Consider the following 26,291-nt stretch of genomic DNA (forward strand, 5'->3'; position numbering starts at 1 on the left):
ACACTTCCGACCGCAGCAGTTCCCTCGAAAGGGGTATCCGTTAATGGCCTCGGCTCCCTACCCGTTCACCGCCGTCGTCGGCATGGACGACATGCGGTTGAGCCTGCTGCTCAACGCGATCGCGCCGGGCATCGGCGGTGTGCTCGTCCGGGGCGAGAAGGGCACCGCCAAGTCCACGGTCGTGCGCAGCCTGACAGCCCTGCTCCCCGACATGGACGTCGTACCGGGCTGCCGCTTCTCCTGCGCGCCCGGAGCGCCCGACCGGGAGTGCCCCGACGGGCCGCACGAGCCCGGGGCCGGCGTCTCGCGCCCGACGCGGCTGGTCGAACTGCCCGTCGGAGCCTCCGAGGACCGGCTGGTCGGCGCACTGGACATCGAGCGGGCGCTGTCCGAGGGCGTGAAGGCCTTCGAGCCGGGACTGCTGGCTCAGGCGCACCGGGGGATCCTCTACGTCGACGAGGTCAATCTGCTGAACGACCACCTCGTGGACCACTTGCTCGACGCCGCCGCCATGGGGGCCTCCCACGTCGAGCGTGAAGGCGTCTCCGTCCGGCATGCCGCCCGGTTCCTGCTCGTCGGGACCATGAATCCCGAGGAGGGTGAGCTGCGGCCCCAGCTCCTCGACCGGTTCGGGCTCACCGTCGAGGTCGCCGCCTCACGGGACCCGGAGCAGCGGGTCGAGGTCGTGCGGCGACGGCTGGCGTACGACGACGACCCGGCGGGCTTCACGGCGCGCTGGGCCGCCGAGGAGGCCGCGCTGCGGGAGCGGATCGTCGCCGCGCGGGCGCTGGTGCCGCAGGTGGTGCTGGGAGATGACGCGCTGCGCCAGATCGCCGCCACATGCGCCGCGTTCGAGGTGGACGGTATGCGCGCCGACATCGTGATGGCCCGGACCGCGACGGCGCTGGCCGCGTGGGCGGGGCGGACCGATGTGACCGTGGACGACGTACGGCAGGCCGCGCTGCTGGCGCTGCCGCACCGGCGGCGGCGGAATCCGTTCGACGCGCCGGGGCTCGACGAGGACAAACTGGACCGGACACTTGAGGAGTGCGGCGGCGGGGACGACGAGCCCGAGCCGGATCCCGACGGGCCCGGTGACGGTCCCGGTGGCGGGCCGGACGGCGGCGGGGTCCCCCCGCAGACGCACGGGCCCGACACGGGCGCCGGCGCCGAGCCGGCCGGGGAGCAGCCGGAGGCAGCGCCCTCACCCGGCGCCGCCCCCTCCTCCGGTCCCGCCCCCGAGCAGGCACCCGCCGAGGCCGCCGACCCGTTCCGTACGAAGGTGCTCACCGTCCCCGGTCTCGGTGACGGCGCGGCCGGGCGCCGCTCCCGGGCCCGTACCGAGCAGGGGCGGACGACCGGGGCCCGCCGTCCCCGGGGCGCCCTGACGAAGCTCCACCTGGCGGCGACCGTGCAGGCGGCGGCCCCGCACCAGCGGGCGCGCGGCCGGTCGGGCCCGGGGCTCGTCGTACGCCGCGACGATCTGCGCCAGGCGGTGCGGGAGGGTCGCGAGGGCAACCTGGTGCTGTTCGTGGTGGACGCGTCCGGTTCCATGGCGGCCCGGCAGCGGATGGGCGCGGTGAAGGGCGCCGTGCTGTCGCTGCTGCTGGACGCCTACCAACGGCGGGACAAGGTGGGCCTGGTGACGTTCCGGGGCCGGGACGCCGAGCTGGCGCTGCCGCCGACCTCGTCGGTGGACGCGGCGGCGGCGCGGCTCGGGCAGCTTCCGACGGGCGGCCGCACGCCGCTGGCGGCGGGACTGCTGAAGGCTCATGACGTGCTGCGGGTCGAGCGGCTGCGGGATCCGGCGCGGCGGCCCTTGCTGGTGGTCGTCACGGACGGCCGGGCCACGGGCGGCGTGGAGCCGCTGAAGGTGGCCGCGCGGGCGGCGGGACTGCACGCGGCCGAGGGCACGGCGTCGGTCGTGGTCGACTGCGAGACGGGCCCGGTGCGGCTCGGACTGGCGGCCGAACTGGCGCGGAACCTGGGCGGGACCGCCGTCACGCTGGACGAGCTGCGGGCGGACGCGATCGCCGGGCTGGTCAAGGATGTTCGTACTACCGGGAGGGCCGCATAGTGCCGCAGGGACAGCCGACCGTCGTGCCGAACGACGGGCTCACCACCCGCCAGCGCCGTAACCGTCCGCTGGTGATGGTGCACACGGGCGTCGGCAAGGGGAAGTCGACGGCCGCCTTCGGGATGGCGCTGCGCGCCTGGAACCAGGGCTGGCCGGTCGGGGTGTTCCAGTTCGTCAAGTCCGCGAAGTGGCGGGTGGGCGAGGAGAACGCGCTGAAGGCCCTCGGGGAGACCGGCAAGGGCGGGACCGTCACCTGGAACAAGATGGGCGAGGGCTGGTCGTGGATCCAGCGCGACCCCAAGGACGGCGAGCCGTCGCACGAGGAGAAGGCCCGGGAGGGCTGGGAGCAGGTCAAGCGGGACCTGGCCGCCGAGACGTACCGGTTCTATGTGCTGGACGAGTTCGCCTACCTGCTGCACTGGGGGTGGGTGGACACGGCCGAGGTGATCGAGGTCCTGCGTGACCGTCCCGGTCAGCAGCATGTGGTGATCACCGGGCGGAACGCGCCGCGGGAGCTGACGGACTTCGCGGATCTCGTCACCGACATGTCGAAGGTCAAGCACCCGATGGACGCGGGTCAGAAGGGCCAGCGGGGCATCGAGTGGTAGCGGTTCCACGCGGGGACGTTCCCCGTCTCGTCATCGCCGCGCCCTCGTCGGGGGCAGGCAAGACCACCGTCGCGACGGGGCTGATGGCCGCGTTCGCGTCGCGGGGGCTCGCCGTGTCGCCGCACAAGGTGGGCCCGGACTACATCGACCCGGGCTACCACGCGCTGGCGACCGGCCGACCGGGCCGGAACCTGGACGCCTTCATGTGCGGTACGGGGCTGGTGGCCCCGCTGTTCGCAAACGGGTCGCGGGGGTGTGACCTGGCGGTCGTCGAGGGCGTGATGGGCCTGTTCGACGGGGCGTCGGGGCAGGGCGAGCTGGCGTCGACGGCACAGGCGGCGAAGCTGCTGAAGGCGCCGGTGGTGCTGGTGGTGGACGCGTCGTCGCAGTCGCGGTCGGTGGCGGCGCTGGTCCATGGTTTCGCGTCCTGGGACCCGGAGGTGCGGATCGGGGGCGTGATCCTCAACAAGGTCGCGTCCGACCGGCACGAGGCGCTGCTGCGGGAGGCGCTGGGCGGGTCGGGGGTGCCGGTGCTGGGGGTGCTGCGGCGGGCGGAGGCGGTGGCGACGCCGTCGCGGCACCTGGGGTTGGTGCCGGTGGCGGAGCGGCGCGGGGACGCGGTGGAGGCGGTGGAGGCGCAGGGGGCGCGGGTGCGGGAGGGGTGCGATCTGGACGCGCTGCTGGCCCTCGCGCGGTCGGCTCCGCCGCTGGGTGCGGAGCCGTGGTCGGCCGAGGAGGCGGTGCGGCTGTCCGACGGCGTCTACGGCAGCGGCGGGGCCCGCCCTGTCGTCGCCGTCGCCGGAGGCGCCGCGTTCACGTTCTCGTACGCCGAGCAGGCGGAGTTGCTCGCCGCTGCCGGAGCGGATGTCGTGCCGTTCGATCCGCTGCGGGACGAGAAACTCCCGGAGGGGACTCGGGGGCTCGTGATCGGGGGCGGGTTTCCCGAGGTGTACGCGCCGGAGCTGTCCGCGAACGAGGCGCTGCGGGAGGCTGTGGCCGCGTTGGCGCGGTCGGGGGCGCCGGTGGCGGCGGAGTGTGCGGGGCTGCTGTATCTGGCGCGGTCGCTGGACGGGAAGCCGATGTGCGGGGTGCTCGACGCCGACGCGCGGATGTCGCAGCGGCTGACGCTGGGCTACCGTGACGCGGTGGCGTTGAGCGACAGCCCCGTCGCGGCGGCGGGGACGCGGATGCGTGGCCACGAGTTCCACCGGACGGTGCTGGAACCGGGCGCGGGGCCGTCGCCCGCCTGGGGGATGCACGTGCCGGAGAAGCGTGTGGAGGGGTTCGTACGGGGCGGGGTGCACGCCAGCTATCTGCACACGCACTGGGCGGCGACGCCCGGGGCGGCACGGCGGTTCGTGCGGCACTGCCGGGTGTGACGGCCGTGGCGGACAGGTCGCTCGTGGTGGGGGTCGGGGCCCGGCGGGGGGTGCCGGCGGAGGAGGTGCTGGCGCTGGTCGGAGCCGTGCTGCGGGAGGCCGGGCTGCCCTGCGACGGGGTCGCGGAGCTGGCGACGGCCGAATCCAGGGCGGGCGAGCCGGGGCTGGTGGAGGCGGCCGCACGTCTCGGGGTGCCGCTGCGGGCCCATCCGGCGGCGGAGTTGGCGCGGGTGGTGGTGCCGCACCCGTCGGAGGCGGTGCGGGCGGCTGCCGGGACGCCTTCGGTGGCGGAGGCGGCGGCGCTGGCGGGCGGGGGCGTTCTCCTCGTACCGAAGCGGAAGCAGGAAGCGGGGGCGGGAGCGCGGGTGACGTGCGCGGTGGCCCGTCGTACGGTGGCGGACCACGGGGCGGCCGTATTCGGAGTGGCCCCCGAGGGGGCGCGGTTGCCGGTGCGGGGGCCCGGGTACACCGGTGGGGACGCCGCGTCCGGGTTACCGGCGCGGCCCTGATCCGCTGGTTCCCGCACCATGGTCTCTTCCAAGTCCTGTCCCCCTCAGTGGACTTGGAACCTGCACGGCGGGCCGCCGACGCCGTCGGCCCGTCATTCACCCCCCACTGTCCCTCACCCCCACAGGCGGCCATGTACACCCATCCGGAAAGAGACAGACATTTCCCCGGCTCCGGCGACGTCCAGTCGTACGATCTGCGGCATCACGGCGACGTGGAGGTCCGGGACGAGAAACTGACGGATCTCGCCGTCAACGTCCGTACGCACACACCGCCGGACTGGCTGCGGGAGCGCCTCGCGGAGTCCCTCTTCGACCTGGCCGCGTACCCCGACGGGCGGGCCGCGCGGGCCGCGGTGGCCGAGCGGCACGGGCTGCCGGTGCGCAACGTGCTGCTGACCGCGGGCGCGGCGGAGGCGTTCGTGCTGCTGGCGCGAGCGCTGCCGGCGCGGCGGCCGGTGATCGTGCACCCGCAGTTCACGGAGCCGGAGGCGGCGCTGCGGGACGCGGGGCACGAGGTGCGGCGGGTGCTGCTGCGGGAGGAGGACGGGTTCCGGCTGGATCCGATGCTGGTCCCGAAGGACGCGGACCTGGTGGTGGTCGGCAATCCGACGAACCCGACGTCGGTACTGCACCCGGCGGCGGTGATCGCGGAGCTGGCGCGGCCGGGGCGGACGCTGGTGGTGGACGAGGCGTTCATGGACGCGGTGCCGGGTGAGCGGGAGGCGCTGGCGGGGCGTACGGACGTGCCGGGTCTGGTGGTGCTGCGAAGCCTCACGAAGACGTGGGGGCTGGCGGGGCTGCGGATCGGCTACGTGCTGGCGGCGCCGGAGACGGTGGCGGCGCTGGAGCGGGTCCAGCCCCTGTGGCCGGTGTCGACGCCCGCTCTGGTGGCGGCCGAGGCGTGCATGACGCGGGAGGCGCTGGCGGAGGCGGAGGAGGCGGCGCGGCGGGTGGCGGTGGAGCGTGCGCATCTGCTGGCCGGGCTGGCGGAGTTCGAGGAGATCCGGACGGTGGCGGCGGCCGAGGGGCCGTTCGTGCTGTTCCGGGTCGAGGGCGCGGACGTCGTGCGGTCGCGGCTGCGCGGCCTGGGCTTCGCGGCCCGGCGCGGCGACACGTTCCCGGGGCTGGGCCGCCAGTGGCTGCGGCTGGCCGTCCGCGACCGTGCGACCACCAATCGCTTCCTCCAGGCCCTGGACCAGGCCCTGGTGATGGCCGGGCACTGACCGGACCGTCGCAGTCAGGTGAGCACGACGCAGCCCCGCCGGGTGAGTGCGGTGAGCGGGGCGGCGTCGTCCGGAGCACGGTTCCAGCGCAGGTCCAGCTTCTCCAGCGCGGGGAGTTCCGCGAGCCGGCCGGGCACGGTACGGACCCGGTTGCCCCGCAGGTCGGGCCGCCGGAGCAGAGGCAGGCCGGAGAGCGGGGGCGGGACCTCCGGGAGGGCGTTGCCGCGCAGGTCGAGCAGGCGGAGTTCACGGAGGTCCGCGGCGCTGTCCGGGAGCCGCGTGAGGGCGTTGCCGCGCAGCCACAGCTCGCGGAGCCGTGACAGTCGGCCGAGGCGTCCGGGCAGCGCGCCGAGCCTATTGTGCTCGACACGCAGTTCGACCAGTCCGGTCATGTCGGGGAGAGCGGTCGGCCGGTTCACCCCGACGCTGAGGTACCGGAGCGCGGTCAGCCGCCCCAGCGTGTCGGGGAGTTCGCAAAGCCGGTTGTCGTGGAGGCAGAGGTGTGCGGTGAGGGCGGGCAGCCCGCCCGGTTCGTCCGGCACGGACGCGAGCCGGTCGTGGCCGGGATCCAGGGTGTGCAGGCGGCGTGACCGGGCTATGGCCGACGGGAGTTCGGCGAGGCCGTTGTCCGCGAGGGCCAGGACGTCGAGGTCCGTACGGTCCCAGACGCCGGCCGGGATCCGCCCGAGACGCCGCTGCCAGAGGTTCGGTACGGTTCCCGCGCCTCCGCGGCGTACGCGCCCGCGCGACGGGCGCGATCCGCGCGGGCCCGCAGAGGACTGCGGGTTCAGGCCGGCGCCCTGGCTGCGGGGGCTTCGCCACGAGGTTCCGGGCCCGTTGCCCGGTGGTCGGGCGGGGCGCCCCAGGAGACTCGCTCCTCGCGACGGCTCCTGCGGGCGCCGGTGCTCCGCGGCTCACCTCACCGCCGTCGCTGCGGGGCCCCGCAGCCTCTCCCGACCTGAGAGGCTCCCCATGGGAGGCTGCTTCGCCCACCGTCCGTGCGCGGGCCGGGAGCGCTCCCGGGAGTCAGCCCCTCAACGACGGCTCCTGCGGGCCCCGCGTTCCGCGGCCCCGTCCACCCCGCCACCACCACCGTTGCGGGGCGCCCGGGTGCGCATCGGTACGGCTGCGCCTCCCGCTGCCGGGCGGTGCCCGAGCCGACGCGGTGGCGCCCGGGGAGTGCGGGCGGGCACGGGGCGCCCGCACTCCCCGGGTGCCCCACGGGCCGTCAGTCCCGCGGGCCCCGGGCCGTCCTGCGGCGGGCGGTGACCAGGGACGCGGCGCCTGCCAGGAGGAGGGCCGCGGCGCCGCCGGCGATGTACGGGGCCCGGGAGTCGGCGCCCGTCTCGGCCAAGGTCTCCCTGGGCTGCTGGGCGGCCGGGGCCGCACCCTCCGACTGGACCTTGAGGCCGGGTGCCCCGGTCGCGGCCGGACCGGCGGCGGGCCCTTCGGCCGCGGGGCCCTCCGACTCCGCCGGCTCGGCTCCGGGAGACTGCGTCGCGGGCCCCGGCGTCGCGCAGCTCGCCTCCGCGAGGGTGACCGTGCCCCGGACATCGGCCACGTTCAGGTTCAGCGGGTTCACCGCGACCTTCAGGCGCAGGGCGGTCGCGGCGGCCGTGCCGGAGGTGGCCGTGCGTTCCGAGAAGTCCAGGACGACCTCGCCCACCCCCGGCACCCGCACCGTGCTGCTCTCCCCGGGCGTGACCGTGACCCGCTTCCCGAGCACGGTGACCCGGCCCAGCAGGTTCGCCTCGGCCACCGGCCGCGCGCCCGCCGCGCAGACCGCCCGGGCGGTCACCGACTCGACCTCGACGAGGGACAGCAGGGGCAGCCCGGGGAGGTGCACCCTGGCCCCGGCGAGCTTCGCGGTGCCCTCGGCGCGCCGCTCGTCCGCCTCGGCCGTCGCGTTCGCCACGTCGGCCCGCAGCAGGCTGACCGGCTTGCCCCGCTCGGCGCCGTCGACCTCGACGGTGAGCGCCGTCCTCCCGGCCGTCGCCGGGGCCTGGACCTCGTTGAGGGCCGCGCGGACCGGGACCTGCACGCCCTTGTCGAGCAGGGAGACGTCGAGCCCGGCACGCAGCACCGCCGCGCTCGCCCTGCCGCTCCCGTCGCCCCCGCCGCCCGTGGCATGGGCAGCGGGAGCGGCGGCGAGCAGTGCGAGAACGGCGGCCGAGGTGACGGACGTACGGAAAGTGGTGCTGGTCATGGTGGATCCCCCACAGCAGGACAGAAGTCACCGAACAGGCGCTCACAGGGACATGTGTGCGGCGGTGACCCGGGACACGGGAATCCTGACCCCCCGGAGGGGTGAACGGTGTGACAGCTGGGGCTAGTTCACTCCAAAGGGGTTTTGTCGCGCTGGAGTTCGCACGCCCCGGCCCGTCCTGCTTCTCACTCGATCACCCGTCCGTTCACGATCACCCTCCGGGGTGCCGCCAGCACCCGGACGTCCGCACGGGGGTCGTCCTCGTACACGACCAGGTCCGCCGGGGCGCCCTCCTCCAGTCCGGGACGGCCCAGCCACGTCCGGGCCGCCCAGCTCGTCGCGGACAGCGCGGCCACCGGCGGGATGCCGGCCGCGACCAGCTCCGCGACCTCGTCCGCGACCAGACCGTGGGCCAGAGACCCGCCCGCGTCCGTGCCCACGAAGACCGGGATCCCCGCGTCGTACGCGGCCCGGACCGTGTCGTAACGGCGGGCGTGCAGCCGCCGCATGTGGTCCGCCCAGCGCGGGAACTTCCCTTCTCCGCCGGCCGCGAGCCCGGGGAACGTCGCGATGTTGACGAGCGTCGGCACGATCGCGACACCGCGCTCCGCGAACAGCGGGATCGTGTCCTCGGTCAGCCCGGTCGCGTGCTCGATGCAGTCGATGCCCGCCTCCACCAGATCCCGCAGCGAGTCCTCCGCGAAGCAGTGCGCGGTCACCCGCGCCCCCAGCCGGTGCGCCTCCGCGATGGCCGCCTCCACCTCGGCGCGCGGCCAGCAGGAGGTGAGGTCGCCCGCCTCGCGGTCGATCCAGTCACCGACCAGCTTCACCCAGCCGTCCCCGCGGCGGGCCTCCCGACCCACATACGCGACCAGGTCGGACGGCTCGATCTCGTGCGCGTAGTTGCGGATGTAGCGGCGGGTGCGGGCGATGTGCCGGCCCGCGCGGATGATCTTCGGAAGGTCCTCGCGGTCGTCGATCCAGCGGGTGTCGGCGGCCGAGCCCGCGTCCCGGATCAGCAGGGTGCCCGCGTCGCGGTCGGTCAGCGCCTGCTTCTCGCTGGTCTCCGCGTCCACCGCGCCGTGCGCGTCCAGGCCGACATGACAGTGCGCGTCCACCAGACCGGGCAGCGCCCAGCCGGTCACGGTCCGGACGTCACCCGCGAGGGCGGGCCGGGTGAAGGTGACCCGCCCGCCGACGACCCACAGCTCGTCCCGTACGTCCTCCGGGCCGACGAGCACCCGCCCCTTCACATGCAGCACCATGCGATCGCTCATGCTCTGCACTGTACGGCCGTACGGCTGTACGACCGAGCCGTCAGGGTGAGGTGACCCCCGCCGCGCGCGGCAGCGGCACGTTCGGGGACGGCGGCACGGCCCCGGGCCCCGGCCCCGTCATGGCGGGCGCCGTGCCGGTGAGGGCCTCCAGCAGAGCCTGCAGGGGCGCGGTGAGCGCACCCTCCCGCACCGCCAGCGACACCGGCACACGGGGCGCGGGCAGCGTACGGAAAGCCAGCCTCCGGTCCTGCGGCAGGGGGCCGACCGGATAGAAGACCGTCCAGGACGGCTCAGGGGCCGACGCGATCTCCGCGAGGGTGTCGGACAGCGTGGTGAACGGCGGACCGGGCGTCCAGCCGGGCACGGCGTCGGTGACGAGGTCATGGAAGTCCGGGTTGGCCTCGCGCGGGGCGAGCCGCAGCGGCAGCCGGGCCAGCCGCTGCGGGCACGGCTCGTCGCCGTGCCCGGCGAGCGGGTGCCGGGCGGGCAGGGCGACCACCAGGGGCTCGGTCCACACCGGGTGCAGCGCCATCCCGTCCGCATGCCGCACGGTGCGGACCAGGGCTGCGTCGAACGTGCCGGAGCGCACCGCGGCGAGGCGGGCGTCCTGCGGGGCGCGTTCCAGCCGTACCCGCAGACGGGGACGGTGGGCGGAGAGCGTGCCGAGCGCCCGGTAGACACGGTCCGCGAAGGCCCGGCTGGTGCCCAGCCGCACGAGGCCCTCGGTGCCGGCGGCGATCCCGGCGGCGGCCCGGCGGACCCGCCCGGCCGCGGCGAGTGCCGCCCGCGCCTCGGCCAGCAGCCCCTCCCCCGCGGCGGTCAGCCGTACGGGACCCTCGTCCCGCCCGCCGTGGTGTCCGCCCGTCCAGGCGCCGTCCCCGCGCCCCTCCACGCGCTCGAAGAGTCCGAGGCCCAACTCAGCCTCCAGCGCCTCGACCTGACTTTCCACCAGGAACCTGCTCCGGTGGAGTCGCCTGGCCGCCCGCCCGAGACCGAGCTCCTCGGCGACGGCGACGAAGTACTCCAGCTGACGCAGCTCCACGACTACGGTCACCCGCCCCTCACTGATCGCCCTTGATCATCATCCGTACCGTCCCGGTCAACCGCCGGACGGCAACCGGTTCTTCCCCATGTGTACGTGCGGAGGACCGCTTTCCGCCCAACGGCACGCGGACCGGCCTCGACGGGGAGAGGCGGGGAGCGGGGGAAGGAGGGGGACGGGGAGGGGCGGGGAGGACCCGGGAGACTCACGGGGCCCGGTCGGCCCCTATGGTCACCATGTCGCTTTCAGAAGCGACTTCTCACGCGCATTCCCATTTACATTCATACGACTACCGGTCTTCTTCTGCCCGGTCCCGCTGATCCTAAACGCCAAGATTTCGATACGATTCGACGGGCAATTCGGTTACTTGTCAAGGGCGTTACGAGCGTGTGACACACCCCACACGGCACACCTTTTGCCCGGATATAACCGCGGAAAACGGACCCTTGAATGGCTCCTGCACGCATGAACTCGCGCACGCGCGATAGCACAGAAGCCACCCGCGCCCAACGCCTTGCGCCCATGCAATCAAAGAAAATGCTCGGTAAGTTCCTTACTCATGACCGCCGCACAAGCAGACCTTGCACGTGCCCCCAGCGAATTCCCCGGCATTCTCATCGACAGCCCACGAGTGGAGGACGGAGCCGCGATCTGGCGCATCGCCCGCGACTCCGAGGTCCTGGACCTCAACTCCTCGTACAGCTACCTGCTGTGGTGCCGTGACTTCGCCGCCACGTCCCTCGTCGCCCGGGAGTCGGCCGACGGGGAGCCCATCGCCTTCGTCACCGGCTACGTCCGGCCCGACCGCCCCGGAACCCTCGTGGTCTGGCAGGTGGCGGTCGACCACGGACACCGCGGGCGCGGGCTGGCAGCCCTGCTGCTGGACGAGCTGACCACCCGCGTGGCCGAGAGAGGCGTGCACGCCGTCGAAACGACGGTCACTCCGGACAACGTCCCCTCCGACCGGCTCTTCACCTCGTTCGCGGAGCGCCACTCGGCGTCTCTGGAGCGCACGGTGCTCTTCGACGGGGGCCTGTTCCCCGAGGGCACCCACGAGCCGGAGGTGCTCTACCGGATCAGCCCGGTCGGGAGCGCACCCGGCGCCTGAGCCGAGCCGGCACCGCCCCCGGCGCCCCTGCCATCACCCATCACCACTTCACCCCCTTCTTCTCTCCCTTCTGGAGTGACCTGCCGTGACCATCACCCCGCCCGCCCTCAGCGTCTTCGAGACTCTGGAGTCGGAGGTGCGCAGCTACTGCCGCGGCTGGCCCGCCGTCTTCGACCGTGCGCAGGGCTCCCGTCTCACCGACGAGGACGGCGGCAGCTACCTGGACTTCTTCGCCGGCGCCGGCTCGCTCAACTACGGCCACAACAACCCCGTCCTGAAACGCGCGCTCATCGACTACCTGGAGCGCGACGGCATCACCCACGGCCTGGACATGGCCACCACCGCGAAGCGGTCGTTCCTGGAGACGTTCCAGAACGCGATCCTGCGCCCGCGCGACCTGCCGTACAAGGTGATGTTCCCGGGCCCGACGGGCACCAACGCGGTGGAGGCCGCGCTGAAGCTGGCCCGGAAGGTGAAGGGGCGCGAGGCGATCGTGTCGTTCACCAACGCCTTCCACGGGATGTCGCTCGGCTCCCTCGCCGTGACCGGCAACGCCTTCAAGCGGGCCGGCGCCGGTATCCCCCTGGTGCACGGCACGCCCATGCCGTTCGACAACTACCTGGACGGCCAGGTGCCGGACTTCCTGTGGTTCGAGCGGCTGCTGGAGGACAGCGGCTCCGGCCTCAACCACCCGGCCGCCGTGATCGTCGAGACCGTGCAGGGCGAGGGCGGCATCAACGTGGCACGCCCCGAGTGGCTGCGGGCCCTGGCGGATCTGTGCCGACGCCGCGACATGCTGCTGATCGTCGACGACATCCAGATGGGCTGCGGCCGTACCGGCGCGTTCTTCTCCTTCGAGGAGGCGGGCATCACGCCGGACATCGTGACGCTGTCGAAGTCGATCAGCGGCTACGGCCTGCCGATGTCGCTGTGCCTGTTCAAGCCGGAGCTGGACGTCTGGGGCCCGGGCGAGCACAACGGCACGTTCCGGGGCAACAACCCGGCCTTCGTCACGGCGACGGCGGCGCTCGACGCGTACTGGTCCGACGGCGGCACGCAGAGGCAGACCGAGGCCCGCGGCGAACAGGTCGAGCAGGCGCTGCTGACGGTCTGCGACGAGAACTCCGCCGACGGCGCCCACTACCGCGGCCGCGGCCTGGTGTGGGGCCTGGAGTTCCCCGACAAGGCGCGGGCCACCAAGGTCTGCCGACGCGCCTTCGAGCTGGGGCTGCTGCTGGAGACCTCGGGCCCGGACAGCGAGGTCGTGAAGCTGCTGCCTCCGCTGACCGTCACGCGCGAGGAGCTGGACGAGGGGCTGCGCACGCTGGCCCGCGCGGTCCACGAGACGGCCTGACCACGGGCCGTCCCCACCGGGCCGGCCTGACCACCGAGACGGCGCGACAGAAGATCCACTGCCGAAAGGATGCATGCACTGTGATCATCCGATCACTGAAGGAGATCGAGAACACCGAGCGCCATGTGCGCTCCGCGTCCGGCACCTGGGAGAGCAAGCGGATCGTGCTCGCCCGCGAGAAGGTCGGCTTCTCGCTGCACGAGACCGTGCTCTACGCGGGCACGGAGACGTCCATGTGGTACGCCAACCACGTCGAGGCCGTGCTCTGCGTCGAGGGCGAGGCGGAGCTGACCGACGACGAGACGGGCGAGAAGCACTGGATCTCCCCGGGCACGATGTACCTGCTCGACGGGCACGAGAAGCACACCCTGCGTCCCAAGACCGACTTCCGCTGCGTGTGCGTCTTCAACCCGCCCGTGACGGGCCGTGAGGACCACGACGAGAACGGTGTGTACCCCCTGCTGACGGAGGAGGACTGAGAGACATGGAGGACCTGTACCCGACGCGCGGCGCGACCGAGGTCCCGACGCCCCGCCGGGACCCGGTGGTCTGGGGCCCGTTGGACGCGGAGCTGGAGTCGTACGAGCGGGACGGCTTCCTCGCGGTCGAGGACCTGCTGACGGACCAGGAGGTCGCGGTCTACCGCGCCGAGCTGGACCGGCTGGTCGCGGACCCGGACGTGCGGGCCGACGGGCGGTCGATCGTCGAGCCGAAGTCCCAGGCCGTACGGTCGGTGTTCGAGGTGCACCGGATCAGTGACGTCTTCGCCAAGCTGGCGCGGGACGAGCGGGTCGCGGGCATGGCACGGAGGATCCTCGGGTCCGAGGTGTACATCCACCAGTCCCGGATCAATGTGAAGCCGGGTTTCGGGGCCTCGGGCTTCTACTGGCACTCGGACTTCGAGACCTGGCACGCGGAGGACGGGCTGCCGCGGATGCGGACGGTGTCCGTGTCGATCGCGCTGACCGAGAACCGGGACACCAACGGCGGCCTGATGATCATGCCGGGTTCGCACCGGACGTTCCTGGGCTGCGCGGGTGAGACGCCGGAGGACAACTACAAGAAGTCCCTTCAGATGCAGGACGCGGGCACCCCGTCGGACGAGGCGCTGACGCGGATGGCGGACGCGCACGGCATCCGGCTGTTCACCGGCCGGGCGGGCTCCGCGACCTGGTTCGACTGCAACGCGATGCACGGCTCGGGCGACAACATCACTCCGTACGCGCGGAGCAATGTCTTCCTCGTGTTCAACAGTGTGGAGAACGAGGCGGTGGAGCCCTTCGCGGCTCCGATCCGCCGCCCGGAGTTCATCGGGGCGCGGGACTTCACACCGGTGCAGTGAGGCCCTGAAGCGGTCGAGGGGTGCCCCTCGGGGCACCCCTCGACCGCTTTCAGTCCGCCAGCACCCGCAGCGCCCGGTCCACATCCGCCGACGAGTTGTACAGGTGGAACGCCGCCCGCAGGTTCCCCGCCCGTGCCGACGTGAGAACCCCAGCCTCCGCCAGCGCGGCCCGCCGGTCTCCCAGCCCCGGAACGGCGACGATCGAGGAGTCGGCCGGCACCGGCTTGTGCCCCAGCGCGGCCAGCCCGTCCCGGAACCGCGCCGCCAGCGCCGTGTCGTGGGCATGGATCGCGTCCACGCCCAGCTCCAGGATCAGCTGCAGCGACTGCTCGGCCCCTTGGTACGCGTGCAGGACGGGACCCTCGTCGAAGCGCCGCGCGGTCGGGGGGAACCGCCGGACCGGCCCGTAGCAGTCGTACACCTCCTCCCCCGCGAACCAGCCCGCGTGCAGCGGGACCAGCGTCTCCTGGGCCTCCTCGGAGACGGTCAGGAACGTGGCGCCGCGCGGGCAGAGCAGGAACTTGTAGGTGCCCGTCACCGTGTAGTCGTACGCCCCGGCGTCCAGGGGCAGCCAGCCCGCCGACTGGGTGGCGTCCAGCAGCGTGCGCGTGCCGTGCGCGGCGGCGGCCTCGCGGATCGCGGCCAGATCGGCGGTCCTGCCGTCGGCGGACTGGACCGCGGAGAACGCGACGAGCGCCGTACCGGGCCGTATCGCCCCGGCCAGGTCCTCCAGCGGCACCATCCGGGTCCTCAGATCGCGCCGCACCGCGAAGGGGCTGACCAGCGAGCTGAACTCCCCCTCCGGGACCAGCACTTCGGCCCCCTGCGGCAGCGATCCCGCGATCAGGGCGACATGGACGCTCACGGCCGCACCGATGGCGACCCGGTCCGGGCCGACCCCGGCCAGCCGGGCGAACAGGGCACGGGCGTGGTCGATCGAGTCGAGGCTGCCGATGCCGTCGGGGCCCCCGGCGGCGTTCTGGTCGGTGAAACGCCGGACCGCGTCGGCGGTCCGGCGCGGCAGCAGACCGCAGGCCGCGGTGTTCAGGTAGGTGTGCGCGGGCGCGAACTCGTCGCCACCCAGAGGGGCGAGAGGCTCCAGGGTGTCCATGGGGCCACCCTGGAGCACCCGCGATCTCTCGTCAATTGCCGAGATATGCGGCAAAACCCCAAGCGTTACTTATACGAGCACGTCATCCTGGGGCTGGCGGCCCTCCCGGTCCTGCCTGGCCTGTTCGAGAGCCTGGGCGAAGACCTCGACGGGCTGGGCTCCGGACACACCGTAGCGGCGGTCGATGACGAAGAACGGGACGCTGGTGGCACCGAGTTCGGCGGCCTCGCGCTCGTCGGCACGGACGTCGTCGGCATACGCGCTCTCGTTCGCGAGCACCTCACGCGCCTCGTCCTCCCCGAGCCCGGCCTCCACCGCGAGCCGTACGAGCACCTCGGGGTCGAACACGGAGCGTTCCTGCGCGAAGTTGGCCCGGTACAGGCCGTCCAGCAGCTCGTCCTGCCGCCCGCGCGCCTTGGCGAGGTGCAGCAGCCGGTGCAGGTCGAAGGTGCTGCCGTGATCCCGGCCCTCGGTCAGGTAGCCGAGGCCCTGTGCGCGGGCCTGGGAGGCGACGTGTTCCTCCATGCCCAGCGCCTCCTCACGCGTCCGCCCGTACTTCCGGGCCAGCATGTCGATCACCGGCGCGGTGTCGCCCTTGGCGCGCCCCGGGTCCAGCTCGAAGGAGCGGTGCACCACCTCGACATCGTCCCGCCCCGGGAAGGCGGCCAGCGCCTCCCGGAACCTGGCCTTGCCCACGTAGCACCAGGGGCAGGCGATGTCGGCCCAGATCTCGACGCGCATGGTCGTGTGTCTCTCCAGTCGTCACGGGCGCGGCCGGGCGCGCCGGTGCGGGGACCGCCCCCGCACCACCGCGCTGCAACACCCCGGGGGCCCGGGCCATTCCCGGGCCGGCCCGCCGTGTGTCAGACCTCGCGGCGGCCGTCCACCCGGCGGGGCAGGCCCAGGGGGTTGGCGTCGCGCAGCTCGGGCGGGAGGAGCGGGTCGGGAGTGGACTGGTACGTGACGGGGCGCAGCCACCGTTCGACGGCGGTGCCGCCGACGGAGGTGGAGGTCGACGTGGTTGCCGGGTACGGGCCCCCGTGGTGCTGGGCGGGCGCGACGGCCACACCGGTGGGCCAGCCGTTGACGAGGACGCGGCCGGCCAGCGGGGTGAGGTGGGCCAGCAGCTCCGCGGCGCCGCCCCCGGCCTCCTCCGCCGACACGTGGACGGTCGCCGTGAGGTTGCCCGGCAGGCGGGACAGCACAGCCGTGACCTCGGTGTCCGAGGCGTAGCGGGCCACGACCGTGACCGGGCCGAAGCACTCCTCCAGGAGCAGGTCGTGCGGGCCCCCGGCGGCGAGCCGGGACGCCGGGACGGTCAGGAAGCCCGCGCCCACGGTGTGGTCGTCGCCGCCCGCGCCCGGGGCCACCGGGGCTGCCACGTCCGGCAGCGCGGCCCGCTCGGCCACTCCCTTGACGAAGGCGTCCCGCATGCGGTGATCGAGGAGGACGCCGTCCGCGACCGCGCCGACCGCGTCCCCCAGGGAGGACACCAGCCGGTCGCCCGCCTCACCCGACGGCACCAGCACCAGACCGGGCTTCACGCAGAACTGCCCCACGCCGAGCGTCATCGAGCCCGCCAGGCCCGCGCCGATCTCCTCGGCCCGCTCGCGTACCGCGCCGCCGGTGACCACGACCGGGTTGAGCGAGCCCAGTTCGCCGTGGAACGGGATGGGAACCGGGCGGGACGCCGCCGCGTCGAAGAGCGCCCGGCCTCCCCGCACCGAGCCGGTGAACCCGGCGGCGGTCACCAGCGGGTGGCGGACCAGTTCCACACCCGCGTCGAAGCCGTGGAGCAGTCCGACGACGGCTTCCGGCAGGCCGTGGCCGGCCGCCGCCTCGCGCAGCACGGCGGCGACCGCCTCGGATGTGGCCGGGTGGTCGGGGTGGGCCTTGACCACGACCGGGCAGCCCGCCGCCAGGGCGCTGGCGGTGTCGCCGCCCGGCACGGAGAAGGCGAAGGGGAAGTTGGACGCGGCGTAGACGGCGACGACGCCCAGCGGGATCTTGTAGCGGCGCAGGTCCGGGACCGGGGGTGTCGCGGAGTCGTCGGGATGGTCGATGATCACGTCCAGGAACGCACCCTCGTCCACGATGTCCGCGAAGGAGCGCAACTGGTAGCGCGTGCGGGCGAGTTCGCCGGTCAGACGGGGCGCGCCCAGGGCGGTCTCGGCGTCGGCGGCCGCCACGAGGCGCTCCGCGGCGGCCTCCAGCCGGTCGGCGGCCGTGCGCAGGAACGCGGCCCGCACCGCCCGGTCGGCCAGCGCGGCGCGGGCGCCGTGCGCCGCGCGGACGGCCCGGTCGACGTCGGCGGCGGTGGCCTCGGCCGCGACCCGCTCCCGCCGGTCCCCGGTTCGGGGGTCCACACTCCAGACTTCTGCTGCTGACACCGCGGCGTCCTCTCGACTCGGGCGACTCTTCGTTCAGTATTCTGAACGAGGTTCCTGATGCTGAACGCATACGCTCGGGACTCTAGGGATGTACGTCTGAAGGGGTCAAGCGCGATGTCTGCGAGCGAAGCCGGCGGCGGGCAGGTCAAGTCCGCGGTGCGGACGGTGGAGTTGCTGGAGTTCTTCGCCGGTAGCCCCGGCATGCACACACTGGCCGCCGTGCAGGAGGCGGTCGGCTATCCGAAGTCCAGCCTGTACATGCTGCTGCGCACCCTCGTCGAGCTGGGCTGGGTGGAGACGGACCCGACCGGCACCCGGTACGGCATCGGGGTGCGGGCTCTGCTCGTGGGCACCTCGTACCTGGACGGCGACGAGGTCGTCACGGCCGCCCGCGCCACGCTGGACCTCCTCGCCGACGACACCTCCGAGACCGTCCGGCTGGCCCGCCTCGACGGCACCAGCGTCGTCGACCTCGCCACCCGCCGGTCCCCGCACCATCTGCGTCCGGCCACCCGGGTCGGGCGGCGGCTGCCCGCCCACTCGACCGCGCTCGGCAAGGCGCTGCTCGCCACGCGCGCCGACGACGAGGTGCGCCGGATGCTCCCGGAGACCCTGCCCGCGTTCACCGCGCACACGGTCACCGACCGGGAAGCGCTCATCGAGGAGCTGGCGGCCGTAAGGGCGCTGGGGTACGCCGTGGACCGCGAGGAGAACACGCTGGGGCTGCGCTGCTTCGCCGTCGCCGTCCCCTACCGCGTCCCGGCCCGGGACGCGGTGAGCTGCTCGGTGCCGGTGGCCCGGCTGACCGAGGCCCACGAACAGCGCATCAAGGAGGCCCTGTTCGACGCCCGCGACCGGCTGACCCCGGTGACCCGTCACCTCTGAGACCCGGCCGGGCCGCTCCGGGGCGGCTTCCGTCTCCACCGGGACGGCGGCCCGCCTCCCCCGCGCGGCGGAGGCGGATCGTCGCCGCGCAGGACGTGGCGGGGCGTCCGGGGCGGGAGCGTGGGACGCATGACGACGACTCCCCTCACGCCCCGCCCGGCCCCGGCACCGGCGCCCACGCCCGCCGACCGTGCCCTGCGCGCCCTCGCCATCGCCGCCTGCGTCCCGTACATGGGGCTCAAGGCGGCCTGGATCGCGGGGAGCCGTGTCGGGATCCCCGAGGGCAGCGTCCTGCTGGAGCGCCCGGGGGTGATGGCCGTGGCCAACTCCGTGACGCTGCTGATGGACGCGGCCTTGGTGGTGCTGGCGCTGCTGCTCACCCAGCGCTGGGGACTGAGGGTGCGCGCCGCACTGCTCGTGTTCCCGATGTGGGTCGCGACGGGGCTGCTCCTGCCGATCGTGGTCGGGTACCCGGTGGACACGGTCGTCGGACTGGCCACGGGCGGAGAGGGGCCGGTGACCACGGGACCGCCGGAAACGTTCCTGGACCCGTGGGTCTTCACCGTCGTGTACGGCGGGTTCATCCTGCAGGCCCTCGCCCTCGGCACGCTGTTCGTGCGGTACGCGGGGAAGCGGTGGAGCCGGGTGTGGCGGGGCACCGTGGGGGACCTCTCCCCCGCCGTCTCGGGGACCGTCCTGCGCGTCACCGCCGCCGTGGCCTCGCTCGCCGTGCTGCTGCTCGCGGGCCTCCAGCTGGCCTGGGCGCTGGGGCTGGCCGGGGGGCCCGGCTCCACGACGGACGGCACGGGCGGCACGCTCAACGTCCAGGAGGCCCTGCGGCCCCTGTACGCGATGACGGCGGTGGCCGGTGTGCTGTCGCTGGCGTTCCGGCGCGGACGGTCCCTGCCGGTGGCCCTGCCGCTGGGGTTCGCGTGGGCCGGGGCCGGTGCGGTGGCCTGCTGGGGCGGGTGGATCCTGCTGGCCGCCATGACGCCGGCGGCCGGTTCGGGCATGGAGCCCCCGGCTCTGCTCCTCCTCGCCTACGCTGGCGAAATGATCACGGGTACGGTACTGGCCGGCTGTGTGGCCGTCTTCCTGCGGAGGCGCGCGGCGTGAGGCGTCCGGGGGCCGTCGGACGTGCCGGGAGCCCGGCGTGAGGCGCCTCGGGGGCGTGCTGCTGGGGCGCCGGGCGCTGATGCGCTGGGCGCACCTGGTCCTGGGCGGCGCGCTGCTCATGCCGTACTGGCTGCTCGCCTCCGTCCTCCTGGCGCCACTGGTGCCCGGCGGTGGCATGATCGGGGGCGCGCTGGCGCCGCAGCTCGCGGCGTACGCGCTGGCGCTGCCGATGGCGGCCGTCACGGCGGTGTTCCCGCTGACCCGGCCCATGTCGGTGGCGGCGGCGCGGGCGCTGTGCGGGGTCCCGGCGGAGCGGTTCGCGGAGGGCCCGGCCCGGTCGCGTTCCGCGAAGGCACGGACGGCGGGCTGGTTCACCCTGCACCTGGGGGCGGGCGGGCTGGTCAGCGGGGCGTCGCTGGCACTGCCGCCGTTCGCGGTGGCGACGATGGCGGTGCCGTTCTCGCGCAGCCTGCGCGAGTCGGCGCTGAGCGTGCTCTACGGACTGGACGCGCGGTGGCTGGTGCACCTCGGCGTACCGGCCGGGCTGCTGATGCTGCTGGCGCTGGCCGCCGCGGCGGCGGGAGCGGGGGCCCTGCTGGCCCGGCAGGCGCCGCTGCTGCTGGGGCCGACGCCCGCCGACCGGCTGGCCGCGGCGGAGCGGCGGGCCGCGGACCTGGCCGCACGGAACCGGCTGGCGCGGGAGCTGCACGATTCGGTGGGGCACGCGCTGAGCGCCGTCACGCTCCAGGCGGGGGCCGCGCGGCGGGTCCTCGGCACCGGGGAGCCGGACCTGGCGTTCGTGCGGGAGGCACTGACCGCGATCGAGGAGACGACCCGCCGCACGGTCGGTGAACTCGACTCCGTACTGGGGATGTTGCGCCAGGGTGAGGACGAGGGGGAACTGCCCGGTCCGGGCCTGGAGGCGCTGGGGGGTCTGCTCGCGCACAGCGGGGTGCGAGTGGACTGCGAGCGGGCGGACGATACGGCGGTGCTGCCGGAGCCGGTGTCCCGGGAGGCGTACAGGATCGTGCAGGAGGGCCTGAGCAACGCCCTGCGGCACGGGCGGAGCGGCGCACCCGTGGCGCTGAGGCTGCGGACGACGGACGACGAACTGGAGATCACCATGGAGAACCCGCTGCCCGGCGACGAGGGCCGGGCGTCCGCGTCGGTGGTACGGCCCGGCGGCGGCCGGGGGCTGCGCGGCGTCGCGGAACGGGCCGCGCTGCTCGGCGGCCGGTCGGCGGCCGGTCCCGCGCCGGACGGGGCGGCCTGGCGGGTGTCGGTGCGGCTGCCGCTGCGCCCGGTGGGAGGCGGCCGGTGACGGCCGCGGGCAGGCCGGTGGTCCGTGTCGTGCTGGCCGACGACGAGCGGATGGTCCGTACGGCCCTGAAGGTCATCCTGGACGCCGAACCGGACCTGGAGGTCGTGGGCGAGGCGGCGGACGGGGCGGAGGCGGTGTCCGTCGTACGGGAGCTGCGGCCCGATGTCGTCCTGATGGACGTCCGGATGCCCGAGGTAGACGGGATCCGCGCCACCGAGCGGCTGCTCGCGTCGATGCCCGCGCCGCCGCGCGTCGTGGTCGTCACCACTTTCGAGAACGACCGGTACGTGTACGAGGCGCTGCGGGTGGGCGCGGCCGGGTTCCTGCTGAAGCGGGCGGCGGCCGAGGACCTGGTGACGGCGGTACGGCTGGTGGCGCGCAGCGACTCGCTGCTGTATCCGGCGGCGGTGCGGGCCCTGGCCGCGTCGCACGGCCGCCGGGAGCCCGGCGCCCTCCGGGTGCCCTGGGCGGCGCGGCTCACCGACCGGGAGGCGGAGGTGCTGCGGCTGCTGGCGACCGGGCTGACGAACGCGGAGATCGCGGCGCGAATGGGCGTGGGCGCCGCGACGGCGAAGACCCACGTGGCGGCGGTCCTGGCGAAGACCGGCACCCGGGACCGTACACAGGCGGTGATCGCGGCGTACGAGTCGGGCTTCATCGAAGCGGGGCGAACATGAGGATCCGCTGAGAATCACCACGAAGCGGAACGTTCCGGCCGCGGCGGTTCGTCGTCCCGTACGGGATGAACAAGACGATCAGAAGAGCCGCGGTCTTCTCCCTCCTGCTGGTCTTCGCGCTGCTGCTGCGGGCGACCTGGCTGCAGGGCTACGAGGCGAAGGCGCTCGCGGACCACGAGGAGAACCGGCGGAACACCATCGCCCGGTACGCGCGGCCGCCCGGGGACATCGTCGTGGCCGGGACCCCGGTCACCGGCTCGGCGCGCACGGGGAGCGGCGACCTCGCGTACCAGCGGACGTACCCGGACGGCGAGCTGTACGCACCGGTCACCGGGTTCAGCTCCCAGGTGTACGGGGCGACGCAGCTGGAGGGCGTCTACGCCGAGGTGCTGGACGGCACCGACCCGCGCCTGAAGAACCCGCTGGACGCGCTCACCGGCGAGCGGGCCGAGCCGGGCTCCGTCCTCACCACCGTCGACCCCACCGTGCAGAAGGCCGGCTTCGAGGCGCTCGGCGGCAAGAAGGGCGCCGCGGTCGCCCTCGACCCGGCGACGGGGCGGATCCTCGGCGTCGTCAGCACCCCGTCGTACGACCCGTCGGTGATCGCGGGCGCGGGCAGCGGCGAGGCATGGAAGAAGCTGGAGGCGGACCCGGACAAGCCTCTGGTGAACCGGGCGATCCGGCAGCCGGTGGCGCCGGGGTCGACGTTCAAGCTGGTCGTCGCGGCGGCGGCGCTGGAGGACGGGCTGTACGGCTCCGTGGACGAGGCGACGGACAGCCCGCAGCCGTACACGATGCCGGGCACCACCCGGGTCCTGGAGAACGAGAACCCGTCCGCCCCCTGCCGGAACGCGTCGATCCGCACCGCGCTGCGGTACTCCTGCAACAACGTCTTCGGCAAGATGGCCGTCGACCTGGGCCAGGACCGGGTCCGGGCGATGGCCGAGAGGTTCGGCTTCAACGACGAGCAGCAGGACATGCCGGTGCGGGCGTACGAGAGCGTGTATCCGGCCGGCATGGACGAGGCGCAGACCGCGCTGTCGGGCATCGGACAGTTCGATGTGACGGCGACGCCGTTCCAGATGGCGCTGGTGTCCTCGGCTCTCGCTCACGACGGGCTGCTGGCCTCGCCGCACCTGGTGGAGAAGGTGGTGGACGCCGACGGGGACACCCTGGAGTCGTACGGGGACGGGGACACCCGGCGGATCGTGTCGGCGTCGACCGCCCGGCAGCTGCGCTCCGCGATGGTCACGGTCGTCGAGGACGGGACGGGCAGCAACGCCCGCATCGACGGCGCCGAGGTCGGCGGCAAGACCGGTACGGCCCAGCGCGGGGTGGACAACAGCGAGAAGCCCTACGCCTGGTTCACCTCGTACGCGAAGGACGACCGGACCGGGAAGGAGGTCGCGGTCGCGGTCTTCGTGGAGGACTCGGACGCGGCCCGCTCGGAGGTGAGCGGCAACGGACTGGCCGCGCCGGTGGCGCGGGCGATGATGGAGGCGGCACTCAAGTAGGTTCCTCGGAAGCCGTGTTGGGGCCGGGGTCGGCTGCCGGGGCCGGTCGAGGTTCGCCGCGGCCGGGGTGATAGGCAGGGACAGACGTACGTCCCGCCCCGCTCCCCCCACCCGGAGGTCCCGCCGCCATGCCCGCCCGCGATCGTTTCCGGCTCCGCCCCCGCTCCCTGTCCGGCTGGACCATGGCGGTCTTCGGGCTCCTGGCCTCCGCGCTGGGGGTGGTGGGGCTGCTGGCGCCCGGCGTGCTGCTGACGGCCATGGGCTTCGACCCCTCGCCGTTCGCCTGCTTCGGCCCGATACCGGACGGCGTCGTCGACGCCACGCCGACACTGCTCACCGCTTCGTCCATGGCGGCGGTGAACATGGGCGTGTACTACCTGCTGGCGGCGCTGGCCGACTGGCGGGCGTTCTTCCGCTGGACGGTGCCGTTCCGGCTGCTGACCTGCGCGGTGTTCACACTCGCGGTCGTCTCGGGGCGTGCCCCCGACGGGTTCCTGGGTGTGGGCCTGTGGGAGGGCCTGGGCGCGCTGGCGACCTGGGTGGCGCTGCGGCAGGACGCACGGCGGGAGGCGGCGGCCGCGGCGTGAGCCCCGGGAGCGTACGCCCGGCAGATCATCGCTCCGGCCGGGCCGTACGGGGGGATGGCCCGGCCGGAAGCTGTGGTGCGGGGGCGGTGCACCCACGGGGGACGGATACGTCCGCGTCCGCACCGCAAGCGACCCTAGAGGCCTCGGCGGCCGTCCGTGATCCACTTCGCGCGGCCCCCGGTCCGCAATGCGCGGCCCGCTGAGGCATCGTCAGGTGTACAGGAGCACCGCCGGGCGCCCGGCACGGCCGGGGCGCCGGCCGTGCCGGCGTCAGCCGCGCGCGGGGGGCCCGGCCTGCAAGGTCCGGGACGGGGCCTCCCCGAACCGCTCCCGGTAGCTGGCCGCGAACCGCCCCAGGTGCGTGAACCCCCAGCGCCACGCCACCTCGCTCACCGTGAGCCCGCCGCCCGGCTCCGCCGCCCGCAGTTCGTCCCGTACCCGCTCCAGCCGCACGTCCCGGACGTAGCCCATCGGCGTCGTCCCGACATGGGCCCGGAACGACTCCTGGAGCCGCCGGGCGCTCACCCGGGCCAGCGCCGCCAGTTCGGTCGTGGTGAACGGGTGCTCGGGCCGCTCCCGTACCGCGTCGATGACCCGCTTGACCGGCGCGGGCCGCAGCGGGCCCGCCGGGCGGTCGAGCTCCTCCCGGTAAGGGTGCCCGGCAGCCAGCAGCAGCCCCGTCAGCAGCGCGTCCTGGACAGGCCGTGCCATCAGCGGATGCCCGGCCAGCCCCTCCGGCTGCCCCATCTCCGCGGCGACCCGCCGCAGCAGCGCGGCCCACTCCCGCCCGGGCCCTCCTGTCAGGTCCAGTGCGGGTGCGAAGGACAGCCCGCGGCGCGGACAGCGCCCCAGCAGCTCCTCCAGGTGCTCCCACAGCGCGGCCTTCGCGATCTTCACGGCGACGATCCGGCAGTCCCCCGCCCACCGGTCCACGACGACCGCCCCGGACGGGTCCAGGATGTTGCCCTGCCCGGGCGTCGCCACCACGGCGGGCGCGCGGCCCTGCCGCAGCTCCAGCCGTCCGCTCAGCGGCAGGTTCACGTGGTAGGCACCGAGGTCCCCGAATCTCATCCGCACATCGGCGCCGCATTGCATGTCACCGACCGTGAACGGCCCGAAGGCGACCGTCTCGAAGCGCGCGGCGAACCGCCGCGTCCCGCCGCGGCCGCCGCCCCGCGGCCCCTCCTCTTCCCCCTCTCCTTCGATGACGTCCATGAAATTGGCGTAGAACCGGGCGGCTATCTCCTGCCGCGCCTCGTCCACGTCCCCCGTATGAAAAGTGGTCCTTCCAGTCACGGGTCGCCAGGGTAAGGGAACGGTAAAGCGGACCTGTTCGTTACGCCTCACATGACAGCAATGACCCCAGGCTCGAACATCCCCCTGTCCGCCGCACGCGTCGCGGTGGACGTCGCCGCGCCGGTACGGCTCGACGTGTCGGGCCTGCTGCTCACCGCCGCAGGCAAGGTGCGCTCGGACAGCGACTTCATCTTCTACAACCAGCCGTCGGGACCCGGTGTCGGCTACCGGTCGGGCGGGGGTACGGCTCCGGACGCCATCACCGTCGACACCGCGGCCGTCCCGGCGGACATCGAGAGGATCGTCGTCACCGCCAGCCCGGACGCGGCGGGCCAGACGTTCCAGGGCATCGAGCCGACGGCCACCGTGCGCGACGCCGCCACGGGCGCCGTCCTCGCCACGTTCACCCCGCCGCGTCTCGACGCCGAGACGGCGCTGGTGGTCATGGAGGTCTACCGGCGGGGCGGCGCGTGGAAGGCCCGCGCGGTGGGTCAGGGGTATGCGAACGGACTGGCCGGGATCGCGACGGACTTCGGCGTGACGGTGGAGGAGGAACCGGCCGCCGCTCCCGCCCCCGCGGCGCCGGCCGCCGCGCCTCCGATGCCCGCGGCCCCGCCGCCGGTGCCGGCCGCGCCGCCCGCGGCCACCGGGAAGATCAACCTGGACAAGGGCCGGGTGAGCCTCCAGAAGAACCAGACGGTGTCCCTGGTCAAGGGCGGCCGGCCCCTGCTCTCCCAGGTGCGGATGGGCCTCGGCTGGGAGCCCGCCTACCGGGCCAAGGACATCGACCTGGACGCGTCGGTCATCGCGTACGGACCGCAGCGCAACCACCTGGACAGCTGCTACTTCGGCAAGCTGACGATCCTGGGCGGCGCGATCAAGCACTCCGGTGACAACCTGACGGGCGAGGGCGCCGGGGACGACGAGGTCATCACGGTCGATCTGGGCCGTCTTCCGGCGGAGGCGACGGGCCTGGTCTTCACCGTGAACTCCTTCTCCGGGCAGAAGTTCACCGAGGTCGCCAAGGCGTACTGCCGTCTGCTGGACGCCGCGACCGGGGAGGAGCTGGTCCGCTTCGACCTCACCAGCGCGAAGCCGGAGACCGGCGTCATGATGTGCAAGCTCATCCGCCAGTTCTCCGGCGAGTGGGAGATGACGGCGCTGGGCGACTTCGTGCACTCCCGCACCGTCCGCGGCATGGTGAAGCCCGCCTCCCAGGCGCTGTGAGAGCGGGCGGGGGCCGCCCCGGGGCAGGCTCGGCCCCCGCCC

24 protein-coding genes are annotated in these 26,291 nt (G+C 74.0%); 16 read left to right on the forward strand and 8 right to left on the reverse strand.

Going from position 1 to position 26,291, the window contains the following annotated elements; genetic code table 11:
* Nucleotides 1–43: 43 nt before the first annotated feature.
* The 5 genes from I3F58_RS08385 to cobC all read left to right on the forward strand — a co-directional run bounded on the left by I3F58_RS08385 (nt 44) and on the right by cobC (nt 5,796).
* Nucleotides 44–2,077, forward strand: a complete 2,034-nt coding sequence (locus I3F58_RS08385) for a putative cobaltochelatase (RefSeq protein ID WP_240107636.1) — start codon at nt 44–46, stop codon at nt 2,075–2,077.
* Nucleotides 2,077–2,685: a cob(I)yrinic acid a,c-diamide adenosyltransferase gene (cobO, locus tag I3F58_RS08390; RefSeq protein ID WP_240107637.1), complete on the forward strand. Its 609-nt coding sequence runs from the start codon at nt 2,077–2,079 to the stop codon at nt 2,683–2,685. The genes I3F58_RS08385 and cobO overlap by 1 nt, the downstream gene beginning before the upstream one ends.
* Nucleotides 2,679–4,064 (forward strand): cobyrinate a,c-diamide synthase, encoded by a 1,386-nt coding sequence (locus tag I3F58_RS08395; protein ID WP_240107638.1) that lies wholly within the window; start codon nt 2,679–2,681, stop codon nt 4,062–4,064. Before cobO ends, I3F58_RS08395 begins: the two co-directional genes overlap by 7 nt.
* A gap of 5 nt (nt 4,065–4,069) precedes the next feature.
* The gene (locus tag I3F58_RS08400; protein WP_374207926.1) at nt 4,070–4,573 is read left to right on the forward strand and encodes a cobalamin biosynthesis protein; all 504 of its coding nucleotides are present in this window, start codon (nt 4,070–4,072) and stop codon (nt 4,571–4,573) included.
* 131 nt (nt 4,574–4,704) lie between these two features.
* Nucleotides 4,705–5,796 carry an Rv2231c family pyridoxal phosphate-dependent protein CobC gene (cobC, locus tag I3F58_RS08405; protein WP_240107639.1) on the forward strand — a complete coding sequence of 364 codons (1,092 nt, stop codon included), beginning with the start codon at nt 4,705–4,707 and terminating at the stop codon, nt 5,794–5,796.
* Nucleotides 5,797–5,810: 14 nt separating this feature from the next.
* Here cobC and I3F58_RS08410 read toward each other — a convergent pair whose 3' ends face one another.
* From I3F58_RS08410 to I3F58_RS08425, 4 genes are all read right to left on the reverse strand, one after another.
* Complete coding sequence (locus tag I3F58_RS08410) at nt 5,811–6,338, reverse strand: leucine-rich repeat domain-containing protein (protein ID WP_308354967.1); 528 nt, start codon at nt 6,336–6,338, stop codon at nt 5,811–5,813.
* Between the two features lie 686 nt (nt 6,339–7,024).
* Nucleotides 7,025–8,002, reverse strand: a complete 978-nt coding sequence (locus I3F58_RS08415; RefSeq protein WP_240107640.1) for an SCO1860 family LAETG-anchored protein — start codon at nt 8,000–8,002, stop codon at nt 7,025–7,027.
* A 185-nt stretch (nt 8,003–8,187) separates the two neighbouring features.
* Nucleotides 8,188–9,279, reverse strand: coding sequence for an amidohydrolase family protein (locus I3F58_RS08420; RefSeq protein WP_240107641.1), 1,092 nt, complete (start codon nt 9,277–9,279; stop codon nt 8,188–8,190).
* 40 nt (nt 9,280–9,319) lie between these two features.
* Nucleotides 9,320–10,333 carry a LysR substrate-binding domain-containing protein gene (locus tag I3F58_RS08425; RefSeq protein ID WP_240107642.1) on the reverse strand — a complete coding sequence of 338 codons (1,014 nt, stop codon included), beginning with the start codon at nt 10,331–10,333 and terminating at the stop codon, nt 9,320–9,322.
* A gap of 547 nt (nt 10,334–10,880) precedes the next feature.
* On the opposite strand from I3F58_RS08425, the gene ectA reads away from it, so the two are divergent.
* The 4 genes from ectA (at nt 10,881) to thpD (ending at nt 14,125) form a co-directional block, all read left to right on the forward strand.
* Nucleotides 10,881–11,429 carry a diaminobutyrate acetyltransferase gene (ectA, locus tag I3F58_RS08430; RefSeq protein WP_240107643.1) on the forward strand — a complete coding sequence of 183 codons (549 nt, stop codon included), beginning with the start codon at nt 10,881–10,883 and terminating at the stop codon, nt 11,427–11,429.
* Nucleotides 11,430–11,514: 85 nt separating this feature from the next.
* Nucleotides 11,515–12,783: a diaminobutyrate--2-oxoglutarate transaminase gene (gene ectB / locus I3F58_RS08435; RefSeq protein ID WP_240107644.1), complete on the forward strand. Its 1,269-nt coding sequence runs from the start codon at nt 11,515–11,517 to the stop codon at nt 12,781–12,783.
* 80 nt (nt 12,784–12,863) lie between these two features.
* Nucleotides 12,864–13,262 (forward strand): ectoine synthase, encoded by a 399-nt coding sequence (locus tag I3F58_RS08440; protein WP_240107645.1) that lies wholly within the window; start codon nt 12,864–12,866, stop codon nt 13,260–13,262.
* A 5-nt stretch (nt 13,263–13,267) separates the two neighbouring features.
* The gene (gene thpD, locus I3F58_RS08445) at nt 13,268–14,125 is read left to right on the forward strand and encodes an ectoine hydroxylase (protein WP_240107646.1); all 858 of its coding nucleotides are present in this window, start codon (nt 13,268–13,270) and stop codon (nt 14,123–14,125) included.
* Between the two features lie 49 nt (nt 14,126–14,174).
* On the opposite strand, the gene I3F58_RS08450 is transcribed toward thpD, so the two are convergent.
* The 3 genes from I3F58_RS08450 to I3F58_RS08460 all read right to left on the reverse strand — a co-directional run bounded on the left by I3F58_RS08450 (nt 14,175) and on the right by I3F58_RS08460 (nt 17,626).
* Entirely contained in the window at nt 14,175–15,236 is a 1,062-nt protein-coding gene (locus tag I3F58_RS08450) for an aminotransferase class V-fold PLP-dependent enzyme (protein ID WP_240107647.1), read from the reverse strand.
* A gap of 69 nt (nt 15,237–15,305) precedes the next feature.
* Nucleotides 15,306–15,977 carry a DsbA family oxidoreductase gene (locus tag I3F58_RS08455; RefSeq protein ID WP_240107648.1) on the reverse strand — a complete coding sequence of 224 codons (672 nt, stop codon included), beginning with the start codon at nt 15,975–15,977 and terminating at the stop codon, nt 15,306–15,308.
* 122 nt (nt 15,978–16,099) lie between these two features.
* Nucleotides 16,100–17,626, reverse strand: a complete 1,527-nt coding sequence (locus I3F58_RS08460) for an aldehyde dehydrogenase (NADP(+)) (RefSeq protein WP_240107649.1) — start codon at nt 17,624–17,626, stop codon at nt 16,100–16,102.
* Nucleotides 17,627–17,740: 114 nt separating this feature from the next.
* On the opposite strand from I3F58_RS08460, the gene I3F58_RS08465 reads away from it, so the two are divergent.
* From I3F58_RS08465 to I3F58_RS08490, 6 genes are all read left to right on the forward strand, one after another.
* Nucleotides 17,741–18,511 (forward strand): IclR family transcriptional regulator, encoded by a 771-nt coding sequence (locus tag I3F58_RS08465; protein WP_240107650.1) that lies wholly within the window; start codon nt 17,741–17,743, stop codon nt 18,509–18,511.
* Nucleotides 18,512–18,640: 129 nt separating this feature from the next.
* On the forward strand, nt 18,641–19,627 hold the full coding sequence (locus tag I3F58_RS08470; protein WP_240107651.1) for a hypothetical protein: 987 nt from the start codon (nt 18,641–18,643) through the stop codon (nt 19,625–19,627).
* A 79-nt stretch (nt 19,628–19,706) separates the two neighbouring features.
* A complete protein-coding gene (locus I3F58_RS08475) occupies nt 19,707–20,948 on the forward strand; it encodes a sensor histidine kinase (RefSeq protein ID WP_240107715.1) in 1,242 nt (413 codons plus the stop codon).
* Nucleotides 20,945–21,625 (forward strand): response regulator transcription factor, encoded by a 681-nt coding sequence (locus I3F58_RS08480; protein WP_308354968.1) that lies wholly within the window; start codon nt 20,945–20,947, stop codon nt 21,623–21,625. The genes I3F58_RS08475 and I3F58_RS08480 overlap by 4 nt, the downstream gene beginning before the upstream one ends.
* Before the next feature lie 65 nt (nt 21,626–21,690).
* The gene (locus tag I3F58_RS08485; RefSeq protein ID WP_240107652.1) at nt 21,691–23,139 is read left to right on the forward strand and encodes a penicillin-binding transpeptidase domain-containing protein; all 1,449 of its coding nucleotides are present in this window, start codon (nt 21,691–21,693) and stop codon (nt 23,137–23,139) included.
* Between the two features lie 128 nt (nt 23,140–23,267).
* Entirely contained in the window at nt 23,268–23,726 is a 459-nt protein-coding gene (locus tag I3F58_RS08490; RefSeq protein WP_240107653.1) for a hypothetical protein, read from the forward strand.
* 270 nt (nt 23,727–23,996) lie between these two features.
* On the opposite strand, the gene I3F58_RS08495 is transcribed toward I3F58_RS08490, so the two are convergent.
* Nucleotides 23,997–25,022 carry an AraC family transcriptional regulator gene (locus I3F58_RS08495; protein ID WP_240107654.1) on the reverse strand — a complete coding sequence of 342 codons (1,026 nt, stop codon included), beginning with the start codon at nt 25,020–25,022 and terminating at the stop codon, nt 23,997–23,999.
* Between the two features lie 60 nt (nt 25,023–25,082).
* Here I3F58_RS08495 and I3F58_RS08500 point away from each other — a divergent pair, with 60 nt between their 5' ends.
* Entirely contained in the window at nt 25,083–26,249 is a 1,167-nt protein-coding gene (locus tag I3F58_RS08500) for a TerD family protein (RefSeq protein ID WP_240107655.1), read from the forward strand.
* Nucleotides 26,250–26,291: the final 42 nt, after the last annotated feature.

The sequence above is a fragment of the Streptomyces sp. MUM 203J genome (assembly GCF_022414595.1).
Lineage (GTDB): Bacteria > Actinomycetota > Actinomycetes > Streptomycetales > Streptomycetaceae > Streptomyces.